General features: G+C 64.7%; 22 protein-coding genes and 2 pseudogenes. 5 read left to right on the top strand and 19 right to left on the bottom strand.

Annotation, left to right across the window (positions count from 1 at the left end):
- Positions 1–238: 238 nt before the first annotated feature.
- Complete coding sequence (locus tag AB4Y42_RS14115) at positions 239–679, top strand: hypothetical protein (RefSeq protein ID WP_368694522.1); 441 nt, start codon at positions 239–241, stop codon at positions 677–679.
- 326 nt (positions 680–1,005) lie between these two features.
- Here the strand turns inward: AB4Y42_RS14115 and AB4Y42_RS14110 are convergent, their stop codons facing one another.
- The 4 genes from AB4Y42_RS14110 to AB4Y42_RS14095 form a co-directional block, all read right to left on the bottom strand.
- Complete coding sequence (locus AB4Y42_RS14110; protein ID WP_368694521.1) at positions 1,006–2,661, bottom strand: ABC-F family ATP-binding cassette domain-containing protein; 1,656 nt, start codon at positions 2,659–2,661, stop codon at positions 1,006–1,008.
- A gap of 161 nt (positions 2,662–2,822) precedes the next feature.
- On the bottom strand, positions 2,823–3,839 hold the full coding sequence (locus AB4Y42_RS14105) for a porin (RefSeq protein ID WP_368694548.1): 1,017 nt from the start codon (positions 3,837–3,839) through the stop codon (positions 2,823–2,825).
- Positions 3,840–3,999: 160 nt separating this feature from the next.
- Entirely contained in the window at positions 4,000–6,531 is a 2,532-nt protein-coding gene (locus tag AB4Y42_RS14100; RefSeq protein WP_368694520.1) for a glucose/quinate/shikimate family membrane-bound PQQ-dependent dehydrogenase, read from the bottom strand.
- 53 nt (positions 6,532–6,584) lie between these two features.
- The gene (locus AB4Y42_RS14095; RefSeq protein WP_368690450.1) at positions 6,585–7,688 is read right to left on the bottom strand and encodes a porin; all 1,104 of its coding nucleotides are present in this window, start codon (positions 7,686–7,688) and stop codon (positions 6,585–6,587) included.
- A gap of 244 nt (positions 7,689–7,932) precedes the next feature.
- Here AB4Y42_RS14095 and AB4Y42_RS14090 point away from each other — a divergent pair.
- Positions 7,933–8,076: pseudogene (locus AB4Y42_RS14090) on the top strand (cysteine hydrolase); the annotation flags it as partial.
- Between the two features lie 11 nt (positions 8,077–8,087).
- Here AB4Y42_RS14090 and AB4Y42_RS14085 read toward each other — a convergent pair.
- From AB4Y42_RS14085 to AB4Y42_RS14030, 12 genes and pseudogenes are all read right to left on the bottom strand, one after another.
- Positions 8,088–8,810 (bottom strand): trimeric intracellular cation channel family protein, encoded by a 723-nt coding sequence (locus AB4Y42_RS14085; protein WP_368690451.1) that lies wholly within the window; start codon positions 8,808–8,810, stop codon positions 8,088–8,090.
- A complete protein-coding gene (locus AB4Y42_RS14080; RefSeq protein WP_368694519.1) occupies positions 8,807–10,075 on the bottom strand; it encodes a M20 family metallopeptidase in 1,269 nt (422 codons plus the stop codon). The genes AB4Y42_RS14085 and AB4Y42_RS14080 overlap by 4 nt, the downstream gene beginning before the upstream one ends.
- A 56-nt stretch (positions 10,076–10,131) precedes the next feature.
- Positions 10,132–10,560, bottom strand: coding sequence for a MarR family winged helix-turn-helix transcriptional regulator (locus AB4Y42_RS14075; protein WP_368694518.1), 429 nt, complete (start codon positions 10,558–10,560; stop codon positions 10,132–10,134).
- Positions 10,561–10,768: 208 nt separating this feature from the next.
- Positions 10,769–11,929: a porin gene (locus AB4Y42_RS14070; RefSeq protein WP_368690454.1), complete on the bottom strand. Its 1,161-nt coding sequence runs from the start codon at positions 11,927–11,929 to the stop codon at positions 10,769–10,771.
- 483 nt (positions 11,930–12,412) lie between these two features.
- Positions 12,413–13,147, bottom strand: a complete 735-nt coding sequence (locus AB4Y42_RS14065; RefSeq protein ID WP_368694517.1) for an ABC transporter substrate-binding protein — start codon at positions 13,145–13,147, stop codon at positions 12,413–12,415.
- Between the two features lie 84 nt (positions 13,148–13,231).
- Positions 13,232–14,008, bottom strand: coding sequence for a benzoate diol dehydrogenase BenD (benD, locus tag AB4Y42_RS14060; protein WP_368690457.1), 777 nt, complete (start codon positions 14,006–14,008; stop codon positions 13,232–13,234).
- Positions 14,005–15,027, bottom strand: coding sequence for a benzoate 1,2-dioxygenase electron transfer component BenC (gene benC, locus AB4Y42_RS14055; RefSeq protein ID WP_368690458.1), 1,023 nt, complete (start codon positions 15,025–15,027; stop codon positions 14,005–14,007). Before benC ends, benD begins: the two co-directional genes overlap by 4 nt.
- 52 nt (positions 15,028–15,079) lie before the next feature.
- The gene (benB, locus tag AB4Y42_RS14050) at positions 15,080–15,568 is read right to left on the bottom strand and encodes a benzoate 1,2-dioxygenase small subunit (RefSeq protein ID WP_368690459.1); all 489 of its coding nucleotides are present in this window, start codon (positions 15,566–15,568) and stop codon (positions 15,080–15,082) included.
- Entirely contained in the window at positions 15,565–16,935 is a 1,371-nt protein-coding gene (locus AB4Y42_RS14045; protein ID WP_368690460.1) for a Rieske 2Fe-2S domain-containing protein, read from the bottom strand. The genes benB and AB4Y42_RS14045 overlap by 4 nt, the downstream gene beginning before the upstream one ends.
- Positions 16,936–17,048: 113 nt before the next feature.
- A pseudogene (gene catA / locus AB4Y42_RS14040) lies at positions 17,049–17,985 on the bottom strand (catechol 1,2-dioxygenase).
- Between the two features lie 44 nt (positions 17,986–18,029).
- Positions 18,030–18,320 carry a muconolactone Delta-isomerase gene (gene catC / locus AB4Y42_RS14035; protein ID WP_254317753.1) on the bottom strand — a complete coding sequence of 97 codons (291 nt, stop codon included), beginning with the start codon at positions 18,318–18,320 and terminating at the stop codon, positions 18,030–18,032.
- Between the two features lie 28 nt (positions 18,321–18,348).
- Positions 18,349–19,485 carry a muconate/chloromuconate family cycloisomerase gene (locus AB4Y42_RS14030; protein WP_368694516.1) on the bottom strand — a complete coding sequence of 379 codons (1,137 nt, stop codon included), beginning with the start codon at positions 19,483–19,485 and terminating at the stop codon, positions 18,349–18,351.
- A gap of 194 nt (positions 19,486–19,679) precedes the next feature.
- Here AB4Y42_RS14030 and AB4Y42_RS14025 point away from each other — a divergent pair, with 194 nt between their 5' ends.
- Positions 19,680–20,600, top strand: a complete 921-nt coding sequence (locus AB4Y42_RS14025; protein WP_368690463.1) for a LysR substrate-binding domain-containing protein — start codon at positions 19,680–19,682, stop codon at positions 20,598–20,600.
- Between the two features lie 120 nt (positions 20,601–20,720).
- Here the strand turns inward: AB4Y42_RS14025 and AB4Y42_RS14020 are convergent, their stop codons facing one another.
- From AB4Y42_RS14020 to ssuD, 3 genes are all read right to left on the bottom strand, one after another.
- A complete protein-coding gene (locus AB4Y42_RS14020) occupies positions 20,721–22,046 on the bottom strand; it encodes a type II toxin-antitoxin system HipA family toxin (RefSeq protein ID WP_368690464.1) in 1,326 nt (441 codons plus the stop codon).
- A gap of 2 nt (positions 22,047–22,048) precedes the next feature.
- Entirely contained in the window at positions 22,049–22,294 is a 246-nt protein-coding gene (locus tag AB4Y42_RS14015; RefSeq protein ID WP_342923347.1) for a helix-turn-helix transcriptional regulator, read from the bottom strand.
- An 88-nt stretch (positions 22,295–22,382) separates the two neighbouring features.
- On the bottom strand, positions 22,383–23,588 hold the full coding sequence (ssuD, locus tag AB4Y42_RS14010; protein ID WP_368694515.1) for an FMNH2-dependent alkanesulfonate monooxygenase: 1,206 nt from the start codon (positions 23,586–23,588) through the stop codon (positions 22,383–22,385).
- A gap of 214 nt (positions 23,589–23,802) precedes the next feature.
- On the opposite strand from ssuD, the gene AB4Y42_RS14005 reads away from it, so the two are divergent.
- Both AB4Y42_RS14005 and AB4Y42_RS14000 read left to right on the top strand, forming a co-directional pair.
- Positions 23,803–24,180 carry a DUF427 domain-containing protein gene (locus AB4Y42_RS14005; protein ID WP_368690466.1) on the top strand — a complete coding sequence of 126 codons (378 nt, stop codon included), beginning with the start codon at positions 23,803–23,805 and terminating at the stop codon, positions 24,178–24,180.
- Between the two features lie 149 nt (positions 24,181–24,329).
- Positions 24,330–25,832, top strand: coding sequence for a diguanylate cyclase (locus AB4Y42_RS14000; protein WP_368694514.1), 1,503 nt, complete (start codon positions 24,330–24,332; stop codon positions 25,830–25,832).
- The last annotated feature ends 2 nt before the right edge of the window (positions 25,833–25,834 follow it).

The raw sequence follows: 25,834 nt of genomic DNA, 5'->3' as shown, positions 1-25,834 counted from the left end.
ATCGCCAGCGCGTCCTGCATCACCTGACAAAGCGCGCCGAAAAGCTTGGCATGAAGCTCATGCCTGCGCAGACCATCGAATAAAAAAGCAAATACAAAACAATCATTTGGTGTGTGTTTCTTGAGAGGACGTAGCCCCCACACCTAAAACTGATAATTTATGTTATGTAAAATATAATAAATCCCACCCAGGCACACCTCCTGCGCCGCCAACCCGTGCCGCCTCACCGGAGGAACCCATGACGTCCGCCCCCACATCCGGGCAACCCACCGGCGCCGGCTCGCACTCTGAGCCGACGCGCGCACAGCGCGTCGCCGCCTGGCTCGGTCTGTGCGCGGTGCCGCTCATCTGGCTGCTGCATCTGGCGCTCGGCGTCACGCTCGTTTCGACGGCCTGCGCCGACGCTGTCACGCAGGATCCGATGCCAGGCTGGCACGGCACGCAGTGGATCCTCGGCATCGCCTCGGTCTGCGCGCTCGTGCTTGCGCTCGCCATTACCTATGCCGCCGGCCGCGCCTGGCGCAAGATTGCCTACGTCGCGCACGAAAAGCACGACGCCAGGCGCTTCATCGCATGGTGCGGCGCGACCGCTTCCGTGGCCTTCACCTCCGGTCTCGCTTTTTCGATCTGCATACTGATCGCGGTACCGATCGAGCGCCTCTGCACGGCCTTCGACTAGGCATCGTGTTCTCCGCGTTGCAAACGCCGCCGAACAGCCCGAATGCGCCTGCATAGCGCGCGGCGTTTTCGCTTTGGACTGCAGAAGATAACTTCCATCCATTGCTCGACACACTCGCCGCAGCGGGAGATCCACCGCCGCCGCATGCCGGGAGTCTCGCCGCTATTTCCACAACCGTTGCGCGCGCACCGTAGTCTGAGGAAATGGGGAGCGCAAGTTTTACCGGGTTTAAAAGCTCACCGAGAAGGTCGAACGCTATCGCTGGTATCCCGTGGTTCAGGTGCGGTGACGTATCGCTTCCAGGCGCGCCTTCGCAAATCGATTCGTTATCCGATGGATTGGATGACGGGATCGTAGCGCCATCCCTCGCGACTCCATTGCATCGTATGCGTCGGCGCGAGCGCGGCGATGAAGTCGGCGTCGTGCGAGGCCACGATCAACGCGCCCGGGAAGTCGGCTAGCGCCCCTTCGATCGCGCGCACGGATTCCAGGTCCAGGTGGTTGGTCGGCTCGTCGAGCAGCAGCAATTGCGCCGGCGCGCCGCGCCAAAGCGCGCAGGCGAGCGCGGCCTTCAGCCGCTCGCCGCCACTCAGGTGGCGCGACGGTTGCGTCACGCGCGCAGCATCGAGTTGCAACAGCGCGAGCCGGCTGCGCAATTCCCCTTCTGCGAGCGGCGTGTCGAGCAACCCGAGCTGTTCGACGATCGACCGGTCCGGATCGAGTTGCGCGAGCTTCTGGTCGAGGTATGCGCTGCGGACATGCGTCACGCTGCGCCCCGCATTGGGTGCAAGTTGTCCCGCGAGGAGGCGCAGGACCGTCGACTTCCCGCATCCGTTCGGCCCCGTCAGCGCCACGCGCACCGGGCCGCTGCACGACCAGTCGAGCGTGGCGGCAGGATCGTCGTGTACAAACCACGGCAGCCTCGCCGCTTCGAGCGTGAAGACCTGGCGGCGCGCGCTAACCTCCGCGCCCGGCAGCGCCACCAGCACGGGCGCATCGGGTTCGACGCGCGCGGCGGCCTCGCTAACGCGCTCATCGAGCGCCGCCTTGTGCTCGCGTTGTTCGGCCCTCACCTGCCCCATCACATTGCGCGCACCGCCCTTGATCCCCTCTTTCGCCATCGAAGACAGATTGGCCGTCTTTGCGTCACGCAATGCTCCGGCGGCATGTCGCTGGATCGTATCGTGTTCGCGCTGAAGCCTGCGCGCGGCGCGCTCGCGTTCGGTACGCGCATGGCTGAGCGCGCTTTCTGCCGCTTCGTGTTCCGCATCGCGCTGGCCGCGGTAGCTGGCATAGTTGCCGCCATAGTTTCGCAGTCCTCTGGGCGTGACCTCGACGATGCGCTGCATGTGCGCAAGCAGCGCACGGTCATGGCTCACGACGACGAGGCCGCCGCGCCATCCCGCCAGCGCGCCGCGCAGCCACGCGCGGCCGGCGGCGTCGAGGTGATTGGTCGGCTCGTCGAGCACGAGCAAGCCGGCGTCCGCAAGCAGTGCGCCGATCAGCGTGACACGCGCAAGCTCGCCGCCGCTGAGCGTTTGCGCCAATGTGTCGGACTCCAGATGATCGAGCCCCGCCGCATCGAGCGCCGTGCGCAGGCGCGCGGCGAGATCCCAGCGCTCGCCGATTACGTCGAAATCGCCGGTGTCGGCCGTGCCGTTTGCCACCCGCGCCAAGGCCGCGAGCGGTGCGTCGAGCCCTGCGATCTGGGCGACGGTCTGGCTGTCGTGCGACGCGTCGAGTGGCTGCTGGGCCGCGAACGCGACCCTGACGTGCCGGTCGATCGAGCCGGACGTCGGCGCGATTCGCCCCGCGATCAGTTGCGCGAGCAGGCTTTTGCCGACGCCGTTGCGGCCGACAATGCCCGTGGGAACGCGATCGAGAACGAGGTCGAGCGAGTCGAATAGCGTGACGCCGCTATCGAACCGGAATGAAGTGTGATGGAGTGCGACAAGCGTCGCCGCTGGCGTGACTCGAGCCATAAGCTTCTCCCGAATGTATGAAACCACTCGCGCAGCGTGCATGACGCTGGCGCGAAAACATTTTTGGGGAAAGCTTAGTTGTCCACTTTGGCTGAAGTCCGGTGTGCAGGTATGGAAGGCGCATGATAACAACGAGCGATGCCTGGCACAAGCCGTACGCTTTAAAAGCGGTCGATCATGCCGAACTGCACGCCGCGCACTGGCGCGCCCGGCCATGACGGCGGCAGACCGGTGACGTTCACGCCGCGCAGCGTGAAAGTCGCCTCATTCCGATTGCGCAGCCACCCTGCGCTCGCATAGAGCAGCACGCGCTTCGAGAGGTCATATTCGCACGCGGCGCTGAACTGGTCGGCGTCGTTGTCGGCGCCCGAGAGGTCGTGCACCCACGCGTAACCGACTGAAGCGCGAAATCGCGAGGTGATCGCATAGCGCGCCGAGACCGAAACGCCGTTGTTGTGGTTGCGCGGCGTGCCGCCATCGCCGTTGAAGTAAGCGAGAAATCCGGTCACCGGGCCGAGCACGTACGACACGCCGCCCAGATTGGCTCGTAGGGCACCATCGCCGTTTTGCTGTTGATGTGCGTAGGAGATGCGAAACGGCCCGTGCCGCCACTCGACGGTTTCGATGTTGCCCGCCAGCCCGTTACTGCCCGTGGACGGATCGCGCAGCGAGGCCATCAGCGTGGTCGAGAAACCGTAGATGTCGGGAGACAGATACGTGATCGCGTTGCTTTCGTATGGCGTGATCTTCGAAAGATTGTTGAGGCCCGAAGCGATGGTGCCCGCGCCGAACGCGTCGAGTTGTCCCTTGAACGGAATATAGATCGGCGAGTATTGCCGCCCCACCCGCACCGTGCCCCACTGTGTGCCGAGGCCTATCCACGCCTGCCGGTTGAAGATGGTGTTGGCTACGGCAAAGGTGCCGTCGTTGGAGCCGAAGCCGTTTTCCAGCTCGAACAATATCTTGATGCCGCCGCCGATGTCCTCCACGCCGCGCAGCCCGAAGCGCGAGCCGCGATACGCGCCCGAGTCCATGCGCGCGACCCAGCCCGCGCCTGGATTCGTCACTTCGATGCTCGTGTCGAGTGCCCCGTACAGCGTGACCGAGCTTTGCGCGTGTGCGCTTATCGTGTGCAACGTGGCGAAGGTTGCCGCAGACAACACCGCCCAGGCGCGCATCGCGCGCAATGTTCGACTCATGAGGGAAAAGCGGGTGAAGCGCACTAGCGGTGCGTCGCGTGCTGCATGAAGGGCGGCAGGCGCCGTGCTTGTGGCCTGCCGCCGCGTGGAAAAACCGCAAGCGGCGGCCACCCGGTGCTGCCGGGCGGCCGCGCGTGGATTATTGCTTCGGCAGCGCGTAGGCAATCACGTAGTCGCCGAGCTTCGTGCCGAACGAGCCGTGCCCGCCTGCCGCGATCACGACGAACTGGCGGCCATTCACCGCGTAGGTCATCGGCGTGGCCTGGCCGCCCGCGGGCAGACGCGCTTGCCAGAGCCGGTTGCCGTTGTTCACGTCGAAGGCGCGCAGATAGTTGTCCGCCGTTGCGCCGATGAAAATCACGCCGCCCGCGGTCACCATCGGGCCGCCCAGCATCGGCATGCCCGTGCGGAAGGCCACGGGAATCGGCGAGCTGTCACGCGTCGTGCCGATGCGCTTCTTCCAGACGATCTGGTTGGTCTTGAGGTCGACGACGGAGATATAACCCCACGCCGGCTGCTTGCAAGGCAAACCAATCGGCGACATGAACGGATTCAGCGTCACGCCGTAAGGCACGCCGTATTGCGGCTGGATGCCCGCCTCCGTGCCGCTGCCCTTCGCGCCCGGTTGCGGCTCGAGCGGATTGCCGGGCCCGCGCGGAATGAGCCGCGAGACGAACGGCAGCGCGATGGGGTTCGCCACGGCGACCTGCCGGTCGGTGTCGATGGCGAGACCACCCCACTCGAACATGCCGAGGTTGCCCGGGAAGATCAGCGAGCCTTGCAGCGAAGGCGGCGTGAAGGTGCCTTCATAGCGCAGCTGGTGGAACATCACGCGGCAGATGAGCTGGTCGTACATCGTGGCGCCCCACATGTCGGCGTCGGTGAGATTCTTCGACGGCCGGAACGTGAGGGCCGAGAACGGTTGCGTGGCCGAGACGTGGTCGCCGGGCGCGGCGCCCTGCGGCACCGGCATTTCGGGCGCGGGCACGACGAGTGCGCCCGTGCGGCGGTCGAGCACGAACAGGTTGCCCGTCTTCGCAGGCGCGTACACCACCGGCACGGTCTTGCCGTCCTTGTCGGTGATGTCGGCGAGCGTGGGCTGCGAGGGCTGATCCATGTCCCACAGGTCGTGGTGCACCGTCTGGTAGAACCAGGCGAGCTTGCCGGTCGACGCGTGCAGCGCGAGCAGGCCCGTCGCGTAACGCTCGAGGTCGGGCGTGCGGTCGCCGCCCCAGATGTCCGGCGTCTTCACGCCCATCGGCAGATAAACGATGTCGAGCTTTGCATCGTAGGCGGCCGGCGCCCACGAGTTCGGCGAATTCCACACGTAGTGCTCGCCGGGGCCCGGAATCTTGTTCGGGTCCGCCGCGCCCGGATCGAACGCCCACAGCAGTTGACCCGTGCGCACGTCGAAGCCGCGAATCACGCCCGAGGGCTCGCGCGTCGAGAAGTTGTCTTCCACGGCGCCCGCCACGACGATCACCTTGTTCGTGACGACGGGCGGCGAGGTGGGCTCGTACATGCCCGGTGTCGTCACCGGCATGGCGTGCTGCAGGTCGAGGTCGCCGTTGTTGCCGAAGCCCGCGCAGCGCTCGCCCGTCAGCGCATCGAGTGCGTAGAGGTGGCCGTCGTTCACGGGCAGCAGGATGCGGCGCATGCAGGTGCCGTTCGCGGCGACCGGCGTCGCTGCGGCCGCGGGTGCGCTCGCGGGCGCGGCGGCTTCCGTCGCCGACGCGGGATCACTGGCTGGCGCAGCCGCTTCGGTGCCCGAAGCCGCCGCGGCATCCGATGCGGCCGCCGGCGTCGTCGCCGTCGCGCCCAGGTCCGCCGCCGCGGCGTTCACGGACGCCGCCGAAAGATCAACGAACGACACGCCCCGGCAGGTCACGTGCTGGAACGAGGGATCGGCCTGCAGCTTCGGATCGAACTTCCATTTGAGCTCGCCGGTTTGCGCGTCGAGCGCGAACAGGATCTGGTGCGGCGAGCACAGGTAAAGCAGATCGCCGATCTTGATCGGCGTGACTTCGTTGGTGATCTCGACCGGATCGTTGGGGCCTTTCGTGTCGCCCGTGCGGAAGGTCCAGGCCACCTGGAGGTTATGCACGTTCTCGGGCGTGATCTGCTGCAGCGGCGAATAGCGCGTGCCTTGCTGGTCGCGTCCATAGGCGGGCCATTCGGACGGCTCGATGCCGTCGACGTTCGGCGCGGGCGTGGCCCGCACAGCCGCGAGCGAGCCGTTGATCTGCTGCGGGTCGTTGAAGTGCGCATACACGAGCACGCCGCCCCACACGAGCAGTCCGACCACGAGCGCAAGCACGCCGAACTGGCGCGGGCGCTCGAGGTGCCAACTCATGAGCACGAGCAGCCAGATGCCGAACACCACCAGCACGCCCGAGCGCGGCACGAGCGCCCAGAAGTCCGGCCCCGATTCCCAGAGGCCCCAGATCGCGGTCCCGATCAGCACGATCGCATAGAGCACGAACGCCGAGGGGCTCGCGCGCCACAGCAGCCACGCGAAGACGAGCAGTAGCACGCCCGTCACGACGTAGTACGGCGAGCCGCCGAGCGACATGAGCCACGCGCCGCCAGCCAGCAGATACACCGCCGTGAGCAAGGTGAACAGCACGGAGATGACGCCGATGAAGCCCAGCGGTTTCGATAGTCTGGCCATGATCTCAACCTTTCTCGAAGAATGTCGTCTGCGATGGCGGAAAAAGCGCGGCGTCAGAACACGTGCATCATCCCGACGTAGGCGCCCGTCTGCGATTGGCCAGCCATGGGGCTGGTCGGCGTGCTCGAGTCGCGCGGCGTCGCGAACACCGAGAACGTGCCGTTCTTGCTGTTGTCCACATACGCGACCGTGCCATACAGGAAGGTGCGCGCACTGAGGTTGTACGTCGCGCCGAGCGCGTAGAGCATGGCGTGGCTCGCGGGGTCGTGCGAGGCGTCGCCACCGCCCTCGCCGACGTGAATATAGAAGCCCGCGGCGGTCACCGCCCACTTCGGCGTGGCCTGGTAGGTCGCGCCCAGCCAGTAGTGATCGGCGGTATCGGAAATGCCGGGCGGCGAATCAGGTGCGGAGTAATGCGTGTACGCGGCCTGGATCTTGAACTTCTGCACGCGCAGGTTGCCGCCCACGAAGTATTCGCGCGAGGCCGTGAAGATGTTGGAAAAGCGCCCGCTCGAATCGCGCAGTTCGTCGTAGATGCCGCGCAGGTCGAAGAGCGGCGAGTGATACGAGAGCATGATGCCGTCCGAGCGGCCGAACTCGCCTTCGGCGCCGGCGTTGAAGTTGCCTGGCTGGTTGCCGAACGAATACTGGCCCTGCAAGTCGAGGCCGTTCCATACCGGGCTGTGATATTCGATGTTGTTGCTCGTTTGTTGCCAGTTGCGCCCGCGCACGAGCGAGGCCGACGACACCGCCTGCTGCACGAACGGGTCGAATGCCCACACGCCGTCGCTGTCGATGAAGAGATTACGGCCGGCTTGCAGTTGCCCCCATGTGTCGTTCTTCAAACCGACATACGCGCGCCGCGACCAGAGCCGGCCGCCGCCCGTGGTGCCGTTCATGATCTGCACGGCGGTTTCGAGGTTGAATATCGCGGCGCTGCCGCCGCCGAGGTCCTCAGTGCCCTTGAGGCCGAACATGCTGGTGCCCCAGTCGCCGCCTTCGGCGCTCCAGCGGCTCGAACTGCCGCCGTTGCCGTTCGCGATGTGATTGAGGTATTCGATGCCGCCATCCACGCGGCCATACATCGTGACGCTCGATTGTGCGCTCGCGGCCGAACTGGCGGCGAGCAGGACCACTGCGCCCAGAGTCGTTTTCACGTTGGCTCCCTCGTGGAGTCTTCTTGCTTGGTCCGGTCCATGCCGGGGCGGATAACGTGGTTGAACGTGCAGACAAGCCGGCGTGGCCGGGCCCATGCCAGCCACATCGCGCACTAAAAAGCATAGCGCGTGGTGAGGAAAGCCGTATTCTGGCTGGACGGTGGACAGTTGCATGCGCGCGACGGCGCCGGTGGCGCTGAGCAAATTGCGTGCCGCGCCGCACCATGCGCGGCGCATCGTGGGGGCGCACACCACGCACGACAAACCGCACGCGAACGCGGCGCTGATCCGCGCGCATCACAACGCGACGCTTTCGAACATCCGCAGTTTCGGCCCGAAGATCCGCGCGGTGCGTACCGGCGAGATCGCGTTCGAACCTGCGGCGTGAGGTGATTGACGCTAGCGTGCGTCGTGCCGCGAATCGGCCTTCGCGGCGTCGCCACGCTGCGCCGGTTGCGGCTGAGCCGAGCGCACCGCGTGAAAAACCGGCAAACGCCAGCCGAAGTAGAGCGCGGCCAGCCGCAGCGACACGCAGGAAATCACGGCCACCCAGGGCGTCCAGAACGTCGACCAGCCCGCATACGTGAGCCCCACCTGCACGGCGGCCCCAAGCAGCGCCGCCGACGCATAGATCTCGCGCTCGAGTATGGCGGGCACGCGCGAGAGCAGCACGTCGCGCATCACGCCGCCGCCCACCGCGCTCACGATGCCGAGGATGATGGCCGGCTCCGCACTCTGGCTGTACGCGAGCGCCTTCTGCGCGCCCGCCACGGCAAAGAGCCCAAGACCGATCGCATCGAACAAGAGCACAGGATGACGCAGCCGCCGCACCTGCGGATACGCGGCAATGGTCAGTCCCGTCGCCAGCAGCGTGACGGCGAGGTAGGCCCAGTTCGCGAGCCCCGCGGGCGGCACCGCGCCGATGCACAGATCGCGGATGATGCCGCCGCCGCACGCCACCATGAAGCTCACGACGACGATGCCGAACAGATCCAGCCGCCGCTGCCGCGCGGCCACGGCGCCGGAGATCGCGAAGGCGAACGTGCCGATCAGGTCGAGTGCCGTATAGGCCGTGTGAGCGTTGAGATGCGCGCCCACGTGCGCCCCGAGTGCCGCGCTCACGCCGCCTCGCTTTCGCGGCCGACCCACGCAGCGGCCGCGCACAGCATCGCTTCGAGGCCGGTGCGCAAGGTGGGCTCGAGCACCGGCGCGAACTTCGGCGAGTGGTTGCTCGGGATTTCGTTGAGCTTCTTCGCGGCCCTGGCTTGTGCGTAGACCTCGGGGTCGGTGCTGCCCACGAACCAGAACGCGTACGGCACGCCCCATTCGCGGCCGAACACGCTGAAGTCCTCGCTGGCGGCGGCCGGCTGCGTTTCGTAGGCGCGCTTGCCGAACCATGCCTCGAAGGCCTTGCGCAGGCGCGCCGTGGTGGCGTCGTCGTTCACCGTGAGCGGGTAGCTCGACAGCGTCGTGAATTCCGGTTCGCGCGGTGCATTCGAGGCCGCGCATTCGGCGCAACAGATGCGGCGGATCGCGCCCAGCATGTACTCGCGCACGTCGTCGTCGAAGGTGCGCATGTTGAGCTTGAGCGTGGCGTCGTCGGGGATGATGTTTTCCTTCGTGCCCGCCTGCAGCGAGCCCACCGTGAGCACGGCGGCTTCGCGCGGCGAGATTTCGCGCGACACGATGGTCTGCAGGCGCAGCGTGGTGGAAGCCGCCATGATCACCGGGTCGATCGAGGTTTGCGGCTGCGAGCCGTGCGAACCGCGGCCGAACAGTTTCACCTTGAGGCTGTCGCCGGCCGAGAGGATCGTGCCGCTGCGATAGCCCACGGTGCCCGCCGGGCCCACCATCACGTGCTGGCCGAGGATCACGTCGGGCTTGGGAAAGCGCTCGATCATGCCGTCGCCCATCATGCTGCGCGCGCCGCGGCCCACTTCCTCGCCGGGCTGGAACACGGCAAGCAGCGTGCCGCTCCATGCGTCGCGATGCGACGCCATCAACTGTGCCACGCCCAGGAGCCATGTCACGTGCAGGTCGTGCCCGCACGAGTGCGCCACGCCGACCTGCACGCCCTCCTCGTCTTTCGCGGTCACGGTGCTCGCATACGGCAGGCCCGTGGCTTCGGCCATGGGCAGCGCGTCCATGTCGGCGCGCAGCATCACGACCGGGCCCTCGCCGTTGCGCAGCACGGCCACGACGCCCGTCACGCCCACTTCGCGGGAGACTTCGTAACCGAGCTTTTCCATGCGCTCCGCCACGAGCGCCGCCGTGCGGAACTCCTGCATCGAGAGTTCGGGATGCTGGTGCAGATCCTTGTAGAGCGCTTCGAGCTCGGGCAGCAGCGCGCCAATGGCGGGCGCCACGGTTTCGACCAGATTCGGCATGGACGACTCCTTCATGCGTATTTCATTGTGCAATGTGCGGCGTGCGCGCGGCGATCTCAAACACCGTCGATCAGGCTCTGCGCAAGCTTGGCGAGCAACTGATCGAGCGTCTTGCGCTCGTGATCGGTGAGGACGGCCGCGAGTTCGGCTTCGAGCTTCGAGCCGGCTTTTTCCGAGGCGTTCGCCACTTTCGCGCCCTCGGGCGTGACGCGCAGCACGACGCTGCGCCGGTCCTGCGCATGCGTGCCGCGGCCAATCAGGCCACGCGATTCGAGTTCGCCGAGCGTTTTGGAAAGCAGCGTTTTTTCGATGAGCGCGCGCTGCGAAACGGCCTTGGGCGTGATGCCCGGCTCGGCGCGGATGATGCGCAGCACGCGCATGGCGCGCACGTCGAGATCCCAGCGCTCGCGGTAGACCGCGTTGGCGCGATCCATCAGCAGCGCGCTCGTTTGATCGAGCCTGAAGGTGAGAAAATCGGAATACAAATGCGTGCTCCCCTCCGTACGCTAGCTGGACGCCAGTATAGTCAAATAGTTGAAAATTTCAACTATCTGGATCGAGGAAACACGCTTGAGCGGATGCAGGGATGCAGATGTGACAACGCGGCGGGTCCCCGTTTTAGAAGAAGCCCGCCGCGCCGTGGGAAACGTCCGGCGGGGGACAGATGCCCGCCGAAGTCATTGCCGAATCGACTTAGAACGCGTGACGCATACCCACCGTCACGGCGACCTGCGTATTGGTCGACGAAGGCGAGAGCGTGTTGATCATGGCGTGCGAAAGCACGGAGCCTTCCGGTGCGCCATGCACGTTCTGATACACGCCTTCGAGGTAGAAGTCGGTGCGCTTGCTGATGGCGTAGTCCGTTTGCAGCATCCCCGTGTTCCAGCCCGGGTTCGTGCCGTTGTAGGCGCCGTGCGTGTACGTATACGCACCCGAAACGCTCCATGCCGGCGTGAGCGCGTATTTCACGTTCGCTTCGAAGTTGTCGAGGCGCAGCGAACCGGCGAGCGAGCCGGCGGAGTCGTCGTTCGAGCCGAGATAGGTGCCCGTGCCGAACGAGTACACGCCTGCGGCGTTGTCGATCTGCGTATGGCTCCAGACGAGACCCACCGTGGCCGGGCCGTACGTGTAGTTGCCGCCGAGCGACCAGACACGCTGACGCTCCGCAAGGAAGTTCGCGCTCGTGTCGCTGGTGGTGACCGCGCCGCTGCTGTTGCCCGCGTTGTTGAACTGCAGGTAGCCGGCCGCGAGGTTCAGCGGGCCCTGGGTGTACGAAACAGCGAAGCCGTACGAGCGGTTGTTCGCGAAGTCGCCGGCCTTGTTGCTGAACGAGTACATTGTCTCGAACGTCACGCCGTACAACGTCGGGCTCGCGTACTTGACGGAGTTGTTGACGACCACCGAGTTCGCCGCGAGGTTGTCGTTCTCGAACGGGTGCGCCGCGAGGTTGCCGCCCCACGTGTTGGATCCAGCCGTGAGCGGGCCCACGAGGTCGTTCATCACGTCGAACTGGCGCCCGAACGTGAGCGTGCCGTACGGATCGCTTTGCAAGCCCACCCACGCTTGCGAACCGAAGCCGAGGCCCGAGAACGCCTGCGCGCCGTTGTTGAGCAGGAAGCCTTGTTCGAGCTTGAAGATCGCATGCAGACCGCCGCCGAGGTCTTCCGAACCCTTGAGGCCGAACACCGTGTTCTGCGTGGAGCTGCTGTTCAGCTGCCAGTTGCTATGGCCGAACTGGTTGTTCGTGTAGACGAGACCGGTATCGATCAGGCCGTAAAGGGTCACGCTGCTTTGCGCATGCGCCGAAATAGCAAAGGCGCTCAGCAGTGCCGCGGCGAGTAGCGATTTTTTCATGTTTTCAAGCTCCGGATTGGGCGGTGGGTCAATGCATCGAATTCAGGCGGCCGGCACCATCGACGTGCAATCTCATTCGCGTTCATTCCATTTCGGTGCAGATTCAAAAGCCAAAAGCTATCCGCCGATGATTATTGCGGGTTACGCAATTCATCGATGTTGAAAATGCAGTGGCAGAATGGAAATCGGGCGGTGAGTGCGGCGCGAATCGAATACCCGCATCATAGGGCGTCGAAAATAAAAATGGTGTCGAAATTCGAGCGACGTGGCGTCGATGGCACAACCGCGCCTGGCAAGGCTCGACGCGCATCGAGGAATGTGCGGGGCGTGAATATCGCCGGTCAAATTACATAAGGCTTTCGGGTTGTCGCATTAAAGCCGGCGAGAAAGGCCGATTATCCTCATCGAAAATCGCTGCGCTAATCGGCTCACGGAGCGAGTTGATGGCTCTTTTAATGCGCACTCTCTTTTGGCTTGATTCGTTTAAGCGGCCGGCGCAACCGAGGCGCCCGCTATTGCGTGGCGCACCAGGGCCTCTGCGACGAATCCCGATGCCTTCATCGTTTCGACGAACGCACCAAGCGCTTCGGCGGCCTGCGGACCGCGGCGCTTCGCGACGCCCATCGCCTGGCGAATCACCATGAAGCGTTCGTCGAGCAGACGCAAGCCGCCAACTTTCGCGGCATCGGCTTCGAGTTGCTGCTTTACGCCGGCGGCGACTTCGAGCCCTTGTTCGAGGAAGGTTTGCACGACGGTGGGCGAAGTCGGGGCGCGCACGATCTGCGCCTGCTTCAATTCGCGCGTGAGAAAGAGGTCATAGGCACTGCCCTTGCCCACGGCCACGCGATTATGCGGTTGATCGACTTCGGCATTGGTGCGCACCGGCGAATCGTCGCGAACCAGATAGAAGCCTTCGATCAGCACATAAGGCGCGGTAAACGCGATCGTTTCGCCTCGCTTGGGATCGACGGCAAAGAAGCCGAAGTCCGCACGTTCGTCGCTCACGGCTTCGACCGACTTGCCCGCTGCGTCGAATACGACAAGTTCGAGCGGCACGCCCAAATGCTGCGCGAAAGCACTCGCGAGATCGACGGAAACGCCGAACGGTTCGCCCGACGCCGCATCGCGATTCGCGAGTATCGGATTGCCGAGATTGATGGAGGCGCGCAACGTGCCCGTCGGCGCGAAGGCTTTGACGATAGCGGGATCGATGGTCATGGGGAGCGCGGGGCGAAATCGGGGTCTTTCGAGCATATCACCCCGCTCGCCTGTGCGCGCCCACCATCACGATGCGTGCATGGCTCAGCCCGTGTCGCCACCGGCGACCGGCAGGATCGAGCCGGTGATATAGCTCGCCTCGTCCGACGCGAGAAAGAGGATCGGCGCGACCTGTTCGTCGAGGCTGCCGTAGCGCTTGAAGAAGGTCGATTGCGTGACCTGGCGCACCGCCTCGCCCATCCAGGCCTTTTCCTGCTCGCTGTCGCCCGCGGCATTGCGCGGAACGCGGCGCGGCGGCGCTTCGGTGCCGCCCGGCGCCGTGGCGACCACGCGGATATTGTGCTCCGCGTATTCCATCGCCAACGATTGCGTCATCGCATTCACGCCGCCCTTCGCGGCCGAATACGGCACACGGCGAATGCCGCGCGTGGCGTTCGACGACACGTTGACGATGGTGCCGCGCCCGCGCTCGAGCAGATGCGGCAGCACGGCATGGCACGCGTATAGCGTGGGCATGAGCGAGCGGCGGATTTCCGCATCGATCTGCGCCGGCTCGAATGCCGCGTACGGACGCATGCGGATGGCACCGCCCACGCCGTTGATGAGAATGTCGATGCCGCCAAACGTCTGCGCGGCGAAATCCATTGCCGCTTTCGCGCCTTCATACGTTTCGAGGTCGGCGACGAAGCCCGCCGTTTGCGCGCCCTGCGCCTCGGCCGCGACTTCGGCGACGAAATCCGCGCGATCGACGAACACCACCTTGCCGCCTTCGGCCGCCGCCCGCAGCGCCACGCCGCGGCCGATTCCCTGCGCCGCCCCGGTGACGACGACGACCTTGCCTGCGAATCGTTGCATGATCATGCCGCCTTCGGGACTGCGTTGGGGGTGAACTTCTCGTAGTGGAAGCTGTTGGGCTTCACGCCTTCGTCGTCGAAATACTTGCGTACGGCGTCCACCATCGGCGGCGGGCCGCACAGATACACGTCGACGTCGCCATCGTTCAGGGCGTCGGCGGGAATATGCTGCGTGACCCAGCCTTTACGCGGATGAGTCGAGTCCGCGTCGGCGATCACGGTGGCGAAGCTGAAGTTCGGCAGCTTCGCCGCGTAGGCTTCGATGGCTTCGACCAGCACCAGGTCGAGGTCGCGGGTCACGCCGTAGATCAGGTGCACCTTCTGCTGCGCGTTGGTGCGCGCGAGCACTTCCAGCATCGAAAGGAACGGCGCCAGGCCCGTGCCGCCCGCGAGGAACAGCAGCGGCCGCTGCACGTCGCGCAGATAGAAGCTGCCGAGCGGCCCCGTCAATTCGAGCTTCACGCCCGCTTGCGCGGCTTCGAGCCACGTGCTCATCACGCCGCCCGGAATCTTCTTGATCAGGAAGCTGATTTTCGATTCGCCCGGCGCGGAAGAGAAGGAATACGAACGATGCTGACCGCTGCCCGGCACGTCGATGTTGACATACTGGCCCGGCAGGAACACGGGACCCGCTGCGTCGACGTCCAGTTCGAGCACGACCGCGGCGTCGTTGTGCTGTTCGACCTTAGCCACCGTGGCTGCAAACTTGCTCTGCGCTGTCTTGCAGACCGTGGAAGACGCGGGAATCGCGATCACGCAATCGCTTTCCGGCACCATCTGGCAGGTGAGCACGAGACCGCTGTCCTTTTCGTCTTCGGTCAACGCGTCCTCGATATAGTCTTCGCCCAGGTCGTAGCTGCCGCTTTCCGCGCGGCACTTGCAGGTGCCGCACACGCCGTCCGAGCAATCCATCGGCAGGTTGATGCGCGCGCGAAAGGCCGCATCGAGCACTTTCTCGCCTGCCTTGCAGTCGATGAAACGCGTTACGCCGTCTTCGAAATTGAGTGCAATCTTGTAGCTGGACATGGTGTCTCCTTCTATCCCATGTTGAAACTGAGGCTCGATGTCGAACGTGACTTCACACGTGATAGACGTCGAGCACCTGCCGGATGTAGTCGTTCTTCAGCACGATCTTTTTGTAGGCGATCAGGAAGCCGTCGCCGGCCTTACGCAAGGTGACGAACATCGTGCCGAAGAAATGATCCGTGGCCCGGTAGCGATGATTGAGCGTGTGGAAGTTGTAGCGCACTTCCACTTCGTCGCCGCGGTCCGCCAGCACTTCCACGTTCGTCACGTTGTGGCTCGTGCGCGGCTCCGGCATCGACGCGCCACTGCGTTCGGTCTTGATGCGGAATACACGGTCTTCGAGGCCGCCGCGATCGGGGTAGTACATCAGCGAGATCTGCGATTCGTGGTCGTCGGTGAGCTGGTCATCGTCGTCCCACGCGGGCATCCAGTACGTCACGTCTTCTGCGTAGCAGGCGAGCCACTCCTCCCACTGGCGATCGTCGAGCAGGCGCGCTTCGCGGTACAGCGCGGCGCAGATTGTCTGGTAATCGTTGCTCATGCCTGCGCTCCCGCTTGTTCGTGATTCCGTTCCTGCTCGAGGGCATCGCGCATGACGCGCACCCAGTATTCGTGCTGAACCACGAACAACCCTTCGTCTTCGCTGCGTTCGCCGGAAATGACCGGCTTGAGGCCCATCTTCTTCGCGTTGTCGTCCGCGCCTTCGACCCACAGCGGCGCGCCGCGCGAGAGATCGTTCCACATCGCCGTGGTGCCGGCGTAGCCCGCCTGGCAGGCGCGGAACTCTTCCAGGTCGTCGGCGGTGCCCATGCCCGTGACGTTGAAGAAGTCCTCGTACTGGCGAATGCGCGTCGCACGGTCTTCCGCGTTCTCGCCCTTCGGCCCGAAGCAGAAAATGTTCACTTCGGTCTTGTCCACGCTGATTGGGCGCACCACGCGAATCTGCGTGCTGAACTGGTCCATCAGGAACACGTTCGGGTAGAGGCACAGGTTTCTCGTCTGATTGACGATGAAATCGGCCTGCACTTCGCCCACGCGCGCCCTGATTTCGTCGCGATGCTTGTAGACCGGCCGCACTTCGGGGTTCATCGTGTTGGTCCACAGCAGGATGTGGCCGTGGTCGAAGCCGTAGACACCCGCCACCGACTTGCTCCAGCTATTGGCGTCCACCGCCTGGGTGCCGTCTTCCTTGCGGCGGCCCATGGTCGCGGCGTAATTCCAGTGCACGGTGCTGACGTGGTAGCCGTCGCAGCCGTTCTCCATCTGCATCTTCCAGTTGCCGTCGTAGACATACGAGGAGTTGCCGCGCAGCACTTCGAGGCCGGTCGGCGACTGGTCGACGATCTGGTCGATGATGATCTTCGCTTCGCCGAGGTAGTCTTCGAGCGGCTGCACGTCGGCATTGAGGCTGCCGAACAGAAAGCCCCGATAGTTCTCGAAGCGCGCGACCTTCTTCAGGTCATGCGAGCCCTGCTTGTTGAATTGCACGGGATACTCGGTGGTCTTTTCGTCCTTCACCTTGAGCAGCTTGCCGGTGTTGGAGAACGTCCAGCCGTGGAACGGACAGGTGAAGCTGCCCTTGTTGCCATGCTTGCGCCGGCACAGCATGGCGCCTTTGTGCGCGCAGGCGTTGATCACGGCGTTCAGCGTGCCGGTCTTGTCGCGCGTGATGACGACCGGCTGGCGACCGAGCCACGTGGTGTAGTAGTCGTTGTTTTCGGGAATCTGGCTTTCGTGCGCGAGGTAGACCCAGTTCTTCTCGAAGATGTATTTCATCTCCAGTTCGAACAGGTCGGCATTGGTGAAGATGTCGCGGCGGCAGCGGAACACACCGTTTTGCTTGTCGTCCTGCACGGCGGTGGACAGCAGGTGATCCAGGTCACTGGCTTTGTCGATGATGGCTGACATATTAGCTCTCCTATGCATACTCCACACGCGGTACGGAGTTCCTGCATCGGTGTCGATTGATGATCGCGGTGAAACGGGCGGCGGCGGCGTGACGCCGCCGCCGTGCGGGACGGTTACGCCGCGGCTGCTGCGCGCAGGCGGTGAACGAGCTGGTTGTCCGTGCCCTGGACCAGCGGCGTGAGCGTGAAGTTGAACTCGATGTCCTTGTACGTGTCGGCTTTCAGGCACGAGCGCCGTGCCGCCGGTCTTCTCGACCACCGGCGGAATCAGTTCTTCACGCGTCGCGTAGGCGAAGTCATCCCAGATCAGCGGGTCGCCTTCGATATTGAACTGCGTAGTGAGCTTGCGGCTGTTGTCGGCCGAGACGAAGAAGTGCACGTGCGCCGGGCGGTTGCCGTGGCGGCCGAGGCCGTCCAGCAGGCGCTGGGTCGAGCCCTGCGGCGGGCAGCCGTAGCCGACCGGCATGAGCGTGCGGAATTCGTACTTGCCGTCCGCGCCGGTCTTCACCGCGCCGCGCAGGTTGAAGTCGTCCTGTGCGCCGGTCGGGTCGAAGTGCGAGTAGAAGCCCTTCGAATTGGCGTGCCAGCATTCGACCAGGGCGCCGGCGAGCGGCTTGCCGTCGAGGCCGGTGACCGTGCCGTGAATGACGAGCGGGCCCGCATCGGCGTCGGCGTTGAGGTCGATGCGCGAAACGCTCTCGCGCACCGGCGCGCCTGCCACATACAGCGGGCCTTCAATCGTGCGCGGCGTGCCGCCTTCGAGACCCACCGCCTTGTCGGCGGCGTCCATGCGGATGTCGAGGTACTTCTCGAGGCCGAGACCGGCGGCCAGCAGCGCCGCTTCGCCGTCCTGGCCGAGCTTGTTCAGATAGTTCACGCCGGCCCAGACTTCATCGGGCGTGATGTCGAGATCGTCGATGGCCTTGAACAGGTCGCCCAGCAGTCGATAAACGACCTGCTGGAAACGCGCGTTGCCGCTGCCGCCGTTGAGATTCGCAGCGGCCTTCAGCAGGTCCTGCACTTCCTTCGTGTCGAATACTTTTGCGCTCATGGTGTTTGTCTCCTGGTGCTTGCTGGTATTGAGGGGGAATCAGCTCAGGCGTCGTTGTCCCTGACGGAGGACGGGTGGCGACACAACGGCGTGACGGTTATCTTCATGTACGGAAAAAGCGGCAAGGCGGTGAGAATGTCGTGCAGTTCTGCGTTGCTCTCGACATCGAAGATGCTGTAGTTCGCGTACTCGCCCACTAGTCGCCAGATATGGCGCCACTTGCCGCTGCGCTGCAGCTCCTGCGAGTACTCCTTTTCGCGCGCCTTGATTTCGTTGGCGACATTGGCCGGCATGTCGGCCGGGATGTTCACATCCATGCGTACGTGGAAAAGCATCGTCTTGTCCGTTTATCAGGTGTCCGGATTACTTCGTGACTTTCATGAGGCCATCGCGGGTGAAGCGCTTGACCTTCTCTTCGTCCAGTTCGATGCCGAGACCCGGGCCGTTCGGCACCGTCAGCTCGAAGTTGCTGTAGTCCAGCGGGGTCGTCAGAATTTCTTCGGTGATCAGCAAGGGGCCAAACAGTTCGGTGCCCCACTGCAGGTTGGCGAAGCTCGCGAACAGATGCGCCGATGCCACCGTGCTGAACGCGCCTTCGAGCATCGTGCCGCCGTACAGCTCGATACCCGCGGCGTCCGCAATCGTGGCCACGCGCTGCGCCGCGAACAGTCCGCCGCTTTGTTCGATCTTGATGGCGAACACATCGGCGCCCTCGTTCTTCGCGATCTCGAACGCGCTTTCCGGTCCCTGGAGGATTTCATCGGCCATCAACGCCACCGGGAACCGGCGCATGAGGCGCGACAGCGCCGCGGGCGAAGCCACCGGCTGCTCGACCAGCTCGCAGCCGGCTTGCGCCAGCGCGGGAATCGCCCAGGCCGCCTGCGTCTCGCTCCAGGCCATGTTGACGTCCACGCGCACGGCGGCACGATCGCCCACCGCCTTCTTGATGTCGGCCACGTGCTTGATGTCGGTCTTGAGGTCTTTCGCGCCGATCTTCAGCTTGAAGATCTTGTGGCGGCGCACTTCGAGCATCGCCTCGGCTTCGGCGATGTCCTTGGCGGTATCGCCTGAAGCGAGCGTCCATGCCACCGCCAGGCGTTCGCGGCGGCGGCCGCCCAGCAGTTCGCTCACCGGCACGCCGAGGCGCTTGCCCTGCGCGTCGAGCAGCGCGGTTTCCAGCGCGCACTTGGCGAAGTGATTGACCTTCACGAGCTTGCCCAGGTGCGCCATGAGCGCCTGGATACGCGTGGCGTCCTGGCCGATCATCGCCGGGGCGAAATAGGCGTCGATCGCCAGCTTCATCGCTTCCGGGCTTTCGGGACCGTAGGCCATGCCGGCAATCGTCGTACCTTCACCGATGCCGGTTACGCCATCGCTGCAATACACCTTCACCAGCATCAGGGTTTGCCCGTACATCGTGGCGACGGACAGCTTGTGAGGGCGAATCGTCGGCAGATCGACGAGGCGGGTTTCGATACGTTCGATCGTGGCGGAAGTCATGTCGAAGGCTGCGTAAGTGAGGAAAGTATGCTGGATTTATACACGCCGCGCCTGCGCACGATCCAATACTATTTGCGTCAAATTCAATACCTTTATAATATGGAAGCCCCGCAATCTCCCATGAACAGGCCGATATTGCGGCGCATCATATTCTCAGAGTATCGATAATTGGATGCTTCATTTGGGAAGGAACCATGGATCTCCGCCAGCTTCGTTACTTCGTTGCCGTCGTGCGCGAGCGCAATTTCACGCGCGCCGCGGAACAGCTTTGCATCGCTCAACCGCCGCTGAGCCGGCAGATTCAGTTGCTCGAACAAGAGATCGGCGTGCCCCTTCTGATTCGCAATACGCGACCGGTGCGCACGACCGATGCGGGGCGGCTCGTCTACGAGCAGGCCATGCAGATTCTCGGGCGCGTCGAACAACTGCAGGCCACCGCCAAACACGTGGGACTGCATCACCGCACCGTGTTGTCGATCGGCTTCGTCGCCTCCGTTCTGTATTCGGGGCTGCCGCCGTTGATGCGCAAGCTGCGCCAGAACGCGCCCGAACTCGACATCCAGATGGTCGAACTGATGTCGGTGCAGCAGATCGAGGCGTTGAAGGAAGGCCGCATCGACGTCGGCTTCGGACGCGTGCGCCACAGCGACCCCAACGTGGCCGGCATCGTCCTGCGCGAAGAGCCGCTGGCGGTGGTGGTGCCGATCGGCAGCGAGATGGCGCAGGAGTCGACGCCCATCCCCATCGAGCAACTGGCCGGACAGAAACTGATCGTCTACCCCAAGGAGCCGCGCCCCAGCTTCGCCGATCAGGTATTGAACGTGTTGCACGGCGACGGCGTGCAACCGGGTGAAGTGCTGGAAGTGCGCGAAATCCAGACGGCGCTGGGTCTCGTCGCGGCCGAGTTCGGCGTATGCGTGATCCCCGCTTCGGCGCGGCAGTTGCGCCAGGACGTGCACTACCGGCTGATCGACAGCGACCACGCGACTTCGCCCATCATTCTGAATCATCGCGTGAACGACAACTCCGTCTACGTCGATCTCGTGAAGCAACTGGTCAAGGAAATGTACGCCGAGCCCCAGACATGGCTGCCTGCGAAGAAGCAAAAGGCTTGAAGCGACGTGCCGCCTACGCCAGTTCGTTCAGGAATGCGCGCACGGCCGCGCCGATCTCGCGCGGCGAATCCTCCTGAACGTAATGGATTCCGCCACCACGGTTTCCCGCTGGGCACACCGTCACTGCGCCGCCAGCCGCTCCGCCGAAAAACGCAAGCCGTCGAAGAGCCGCTCTGCCACCCGCTCGGGAAAGCCTTCCGGCAGCGCCGCCGCGACTGCTTCGATCGCACCGGGCGTACGCGCCAGCACGCGCTCGATCAGCGGCCCCGCATCCGGCCCGTAGTGGCACAGCCGCGCGGTGGCGTCGAAATGCGTGCGCTTCACGTCGCGCATGCGATAGTGGCGCGCCTTGCCCCACACCGCCATGGCGAGCGACGCCTTGTGCCACGACCATTGATTGCCGCCGTCGCCCTCCACGGGCCAGATCGACATGACGTCATAGAGCGGCGCGAGCTGAAAGCGCCCTGCCGGCAGCAGGCGGATGCTGAAATTCTTCGCGTGACCGTCCGGCGCCGCGAGCATCCAGAAGACGATTTGCGCGGTGAGAAACGTATCGAGGTCCTCGCGCGCCTGCAGCGACTGGCGCAGGAGCCCCGCAATTTCGCGCACACCGGGGCCGCCGTGCGCTTCGTACTTGCGATGCGGCGGCACGCCGAGCGCCTGGCAGAAGTCCTCCTGCGGCAGCCGCAGCAGGCCACCGGTGCGCGAGCGCGTACGATCGAAGCGCTCCACGCTGAGCACCTTCTGCGCGCCGAACTGGAGGATCTGCGCCTGCGAAGCGGGCAACCCGTAGGCCCTCAGCAGTGCCAGGCAAAGCCATTCGTTCTCGACCGAGGTATTGAAGTCCACCTTGCGATGGCCGATCAGCCCCAGCGGCAGCTTGAGAATATGGGTGGTGGGCGTGGCGCCGCGCGGCAGCAGCCATTTGCCGCGGTGGCGCAGGAGCGCGGTCTTCTCCTGCGCGCCCGCCAGTGAAATGCGCAGATCGTCGGTCTCGAGCGCCCCACCGGGCAGCGCACCGGCCGTTTCGAGCAGCAGACGCTCGATGACGGCATCGCTCAGCGCCGTGCCTTCGATGCGGTCGATGCGCCCCGGCGTTTCGTCCTCGCCCAGCAGTTGCACCGCGCCCACGCAATCGCGCCCGATGGCCTTGAGCAGGTCGAAGGCCTCGAGCGTATCGGTGCGAAAGCGCGTGGCAATGCGGCGGCGAATGGGCTCGCTGTCGGGCAGGAGGTTGTCGAAATAGTGCGTCACGCGCTCGCCGCGCAACGGCACGTCGCCGATGCCGAACGGCAGCGAGAGCGAAAGCGGCCGGCCTACCGCCGAACGCTTCCAGGCGTCGTCATAGCGCAGCTCGGTGTCGCCGGCGGGCGTCATGACCCACGTGCCGACACGCTCGCCGTTGGCCCAGATCGATAGCGCGCGCGAATGCGATTTACGGCCCATGCTCACCACTCCGGCGCGCCGGCCGCCGCCTCGCGCGACTGCACGCAGAGTTCCAGCCCGTAGAGCGCGAACAAAGCGAGCATCTGCTCGAGCGAGAGGCTGGCGGCGCCCGTGGTTTCGAGCGCGGAAAGACGCGGCTGGCCGATGCCGAGATGCGCCGCGGCCTGCGCCTGGGTCAGGCCGCGCGCCTTGCGCGCCGATTGCAGAATCTCGCCAAGCCCGCCTGGCGTCTGGACGATGATCTTCATGGCATATTCCTGTGAGGCATAAATCGATTATATGCCTGTGGGGAATATTTCACAAATATCACTCACGCGAATAAATCGAAAACATCGCTCACACGAATAATCGCCCGGCGAGCCCCCTGGACCCGGCCCGCTTGCCGCGCACGGCGGCGCTCACGCGCGCGGACTCCTGGGCCCGCTCACGCGCACGCACGTCGAACGCACCGCCCGTCAAGGCCTGGTCGCGCAGCGTCACCGGCTTCTTGCCCGGCAGCAGCGGGAACACCAGTTCGGCGAAGCGGATCGCCTCTTCGAGGTGAGGATAGCCCGAGAGCACGAAGCTGTCCGCGCCGGCGTCCACGTATTCCTTCAGGCGCGCCGCCACGGTTTGCGGATCGCCCACGAGCGCCGTGCCCGCGCCGCCGCGCACGAGGCCCACGCCGGCCCACAGGTTCGGGCTGATCTCGAGCTTGTCGCGGCTGCCGCTGTGCAGCTCGGCCATGCGGCGCTGGCCCACCGAATCCATGCGCGCGTAGTTTTCCTGGGCGCGGCGGATGTCGTCATCGTCGAGCTTGCTGATGAGGCGCCCGGCGGCGGCCCACGCTTCGTCATTGGTCTCGCGCACGATCACGTGCAGGCGCACGCCGAGCCTGAGCGTGCGTCCATGGCGCGCCGCCCGCGCGCGGATATCGGCGAACTTCTGCGCGACGGCCTCGGGCGGCTCGCCCCACGTGAGATAGGCGTCCACGTGCTTTGCCGCCAGTTCGTGCGCCGCCGGCGACGAGCCGCCGAAATACAGCGGCGGATGCGGCGTCTGGACCGGCGCGTGAAAGTTCTGCGCGCCCTGCACGCGCAAATGCTTGCCCTCGAAGTTCACCGTCTCGCCGCGCAGCAGGTCGCGCCAGATCGTCAGGAATTCGTCGGCGGCTTCGTAGCGCTCGTCGTGCGAGAGGAACACGCCGTCGGCCGCGAGTTCGGTGGCGTCGCCGCCCGGCACGACGTTGAGCAGCAAGCGGCCGTTCAACGCCTGGTCGAGCGTGGCCGCCTGGCGCGCCGAAGCGGTAGGACCGCCGAGCGACGTGCGCAGCGCGACGAGCAACTTGATGCGCTGCGTGACCGGCGCGAGGCTCGCCGCCGTCACCCACGGGTCGAGGCAACTGCTGCCGGTGGGAATGAGGAGGCCGTCATAGCCGAGTTCTTCGGCGGTCACGGCGATCTGGCGCATGTAGGCGTTGGTCGGCGCGCGGCCGAAATCGGATTTGCCGAGGTAGCGGGTGTCGCCGGAAGTCGGCAAGAACCAGAAGATATCGAGGCTCATCAGTGATCCTGCTGCGGGTAAATGAAGGCGCGGGTGAAGACTGGAAGCGTGATGGCACGCGGCGCAATCGCGTGACTATCGCCGCCCGTGCGTCGAACTCAGTCGCGCCCTCATTGAAACAGCCTGCAGCGTTTTCCCCTACCAGTTAATCTGCAATTGCATATGATGTATTCGGCTAAACACCCGTATTTCCCCTTTCGCGAGGAACCCAGCCATGGACACCCGGACCGTCAAGATTCCCGGCCCCGATCATCCGATCACGGTCGAACCGGCGCACACGCGCGTGGTGGTGAAAGCAGGCGGCCGCGTGGTCGCCGACACGCGCCGCGCGCTCACGCTGCAAGAGGCGAGCTATCCTGCCGTGTTCTACATACCGCGCGAGGACGCCGACATGTCGCTGCTCTCGCGCACGGAACACAAGAGCTGGTGCCCGTACAAGGGCGAGGCTTCGTACTACTCGATCACGCCAGGCGGCGCGCGAGCCGTGAACGCGATATGGACTTATGAAACGCCGCATGAAGCGGTATCGGCGATCAAGGACCACCTTGCGTTCTATCCGAATCGTGTCGATTCGATCGAAACGTCCGACTGAGCGCCCTGCGCCGCCTTTCGATGCGTAGCGTATCGCCAGGCGAGGTGACATCTGCATCGTCGATGCCCACTCGGGCCCCAAGGTGTGCCAGGATTCGGTAATTCGTGCGGTGCAGCCCGCCGCACCCCGTTCCCTTACATCCAACCGACATGCAACAAGGCACCCCGGCCACCGCGGCCAGTTTTGCCAACATGGGCGTCGATCTGCTCGACTTCTTCGACGTGACGCCCACTTCGCTGTGGCTCGAAGACTATAGCCAGCTGCGCGCGCTGTTCGACCGCTGGCGCGCACAAGGCGTGACCAGCCTGCGCCAGTTCCTCGAAGACGATCCGCGCCGCGTGGCCGAATGCTCGGCCTGCATCCGCGTGCTCAAGGTCAATCGCCATACGCTCGATCTTTACGGTGCGCGGGACTACGAAGAACTCGCCGCGCATCTTCCGCAGGTGCTGCGCGACGACATGTTCCAGGCGCACGTGGGCGAACTCGAGCAGATGTGGGCCGGCCACGCCACGTTCGAGAGCAAGAGCGTGAACTACACGCTGCGCGGCCGGCGCATGGACATCCTGTTGCGCGGCGTGATCCTGCCGGGCCACGAAGCCGACTGGAGCCGCGTGCTCGTGGCCATCGAAGACGTCTCGGCGCTCGAAGAAGCGCGCCATCGGGCGACCGTGAGCGAGCAATACGCGCTCGGCGTTTTCGAACACTCGCCGGTTTCGCTGTGGGTCGAAAACTTCTCCGCCATTCGCGAGCTGCTCAACGAAGTCCGCGAGCAGGGCATCGTCGACTTTCGCACCTTCACCGACGTCCACCCTGAATTCGTCGAGCGCTGCATGAGCGAAATCCAGGTGCTCGACGTGAATCACTACACGCTGGGCATGTTTCGCGCACCGGACAAGGCCACGCTGCTCGCGCGCCTGCCCGAGGTGTTCCGCGACGAAATGCGCCCGCACTTCCGCGAGCAGTTGCTCGATCTCTGGGAAGGCCGCCTCTTTCAGCAGCGCGAGGTGGTGAACTACGCGCTCGACGGCAGCGAGGTCAACGTCCACCTGCAGTTTTCCGTGTTCCCGGGCCACGAAGCGCAATGGGACCTCGTGCTGCTCGCGCTCACCGACATCACGGCGCGCAAGAAAGCCGAGGCCTACCTCGAATTCCTCGGCAAGCACGACGTGCTCACGAAGCTCAAGAACCGCTCGTTCTATGTGGACGAACTCAATCGTCTGCATCGCAAGGGGCCGTTCCCGGTAAGCGCGATCGTCGTCGATATGGACAACCTGAAGACGGTGAACGACCAGCTGGGCCACGCGGCCGGCGACGCGTTACTGCGCCGTGCCGGTGAAGTGCTCGCGAAAGCGATCCAGAAGCCGTATCAGGCCGCGCGCATCGGCGGTGACGAATTCGCCGTGCTGATGCCCGGCGCCGACCTGCGCGATGCGGAAACCGTGGTGGACAGCATCACCAAACTGGTGGAGTTGAACAACCAGTTTTACGGCGGACCGAAGCTGAGCTTTTCAATGGGCTTTGCGAGCTGCGGGGAAGGCGAAAGCGTGGAAGCGATGCTGCGTGAAGCGGACGCGGCGATGTACGAGGCCAAGCGCCGCCGCAACGAAACGAGCCGCACGTCGCTGGAAGCCGACGCCGCGCGTGATGCGTGACG

Source organism: Paraburkholderia sp. EG286B (assembly GCF_040965655.1).
GTDB lineage: Bacteria > Pseudomonadota > Gammaproteobacteria > Burkholderiales > Burkholderiaceae > Paraburkholderia.
The sequence above is the reverse complement of the archived record's forward strand: the minus strand, read 5'-3'. Positions and strand labels throughout refer to the sequence as shown.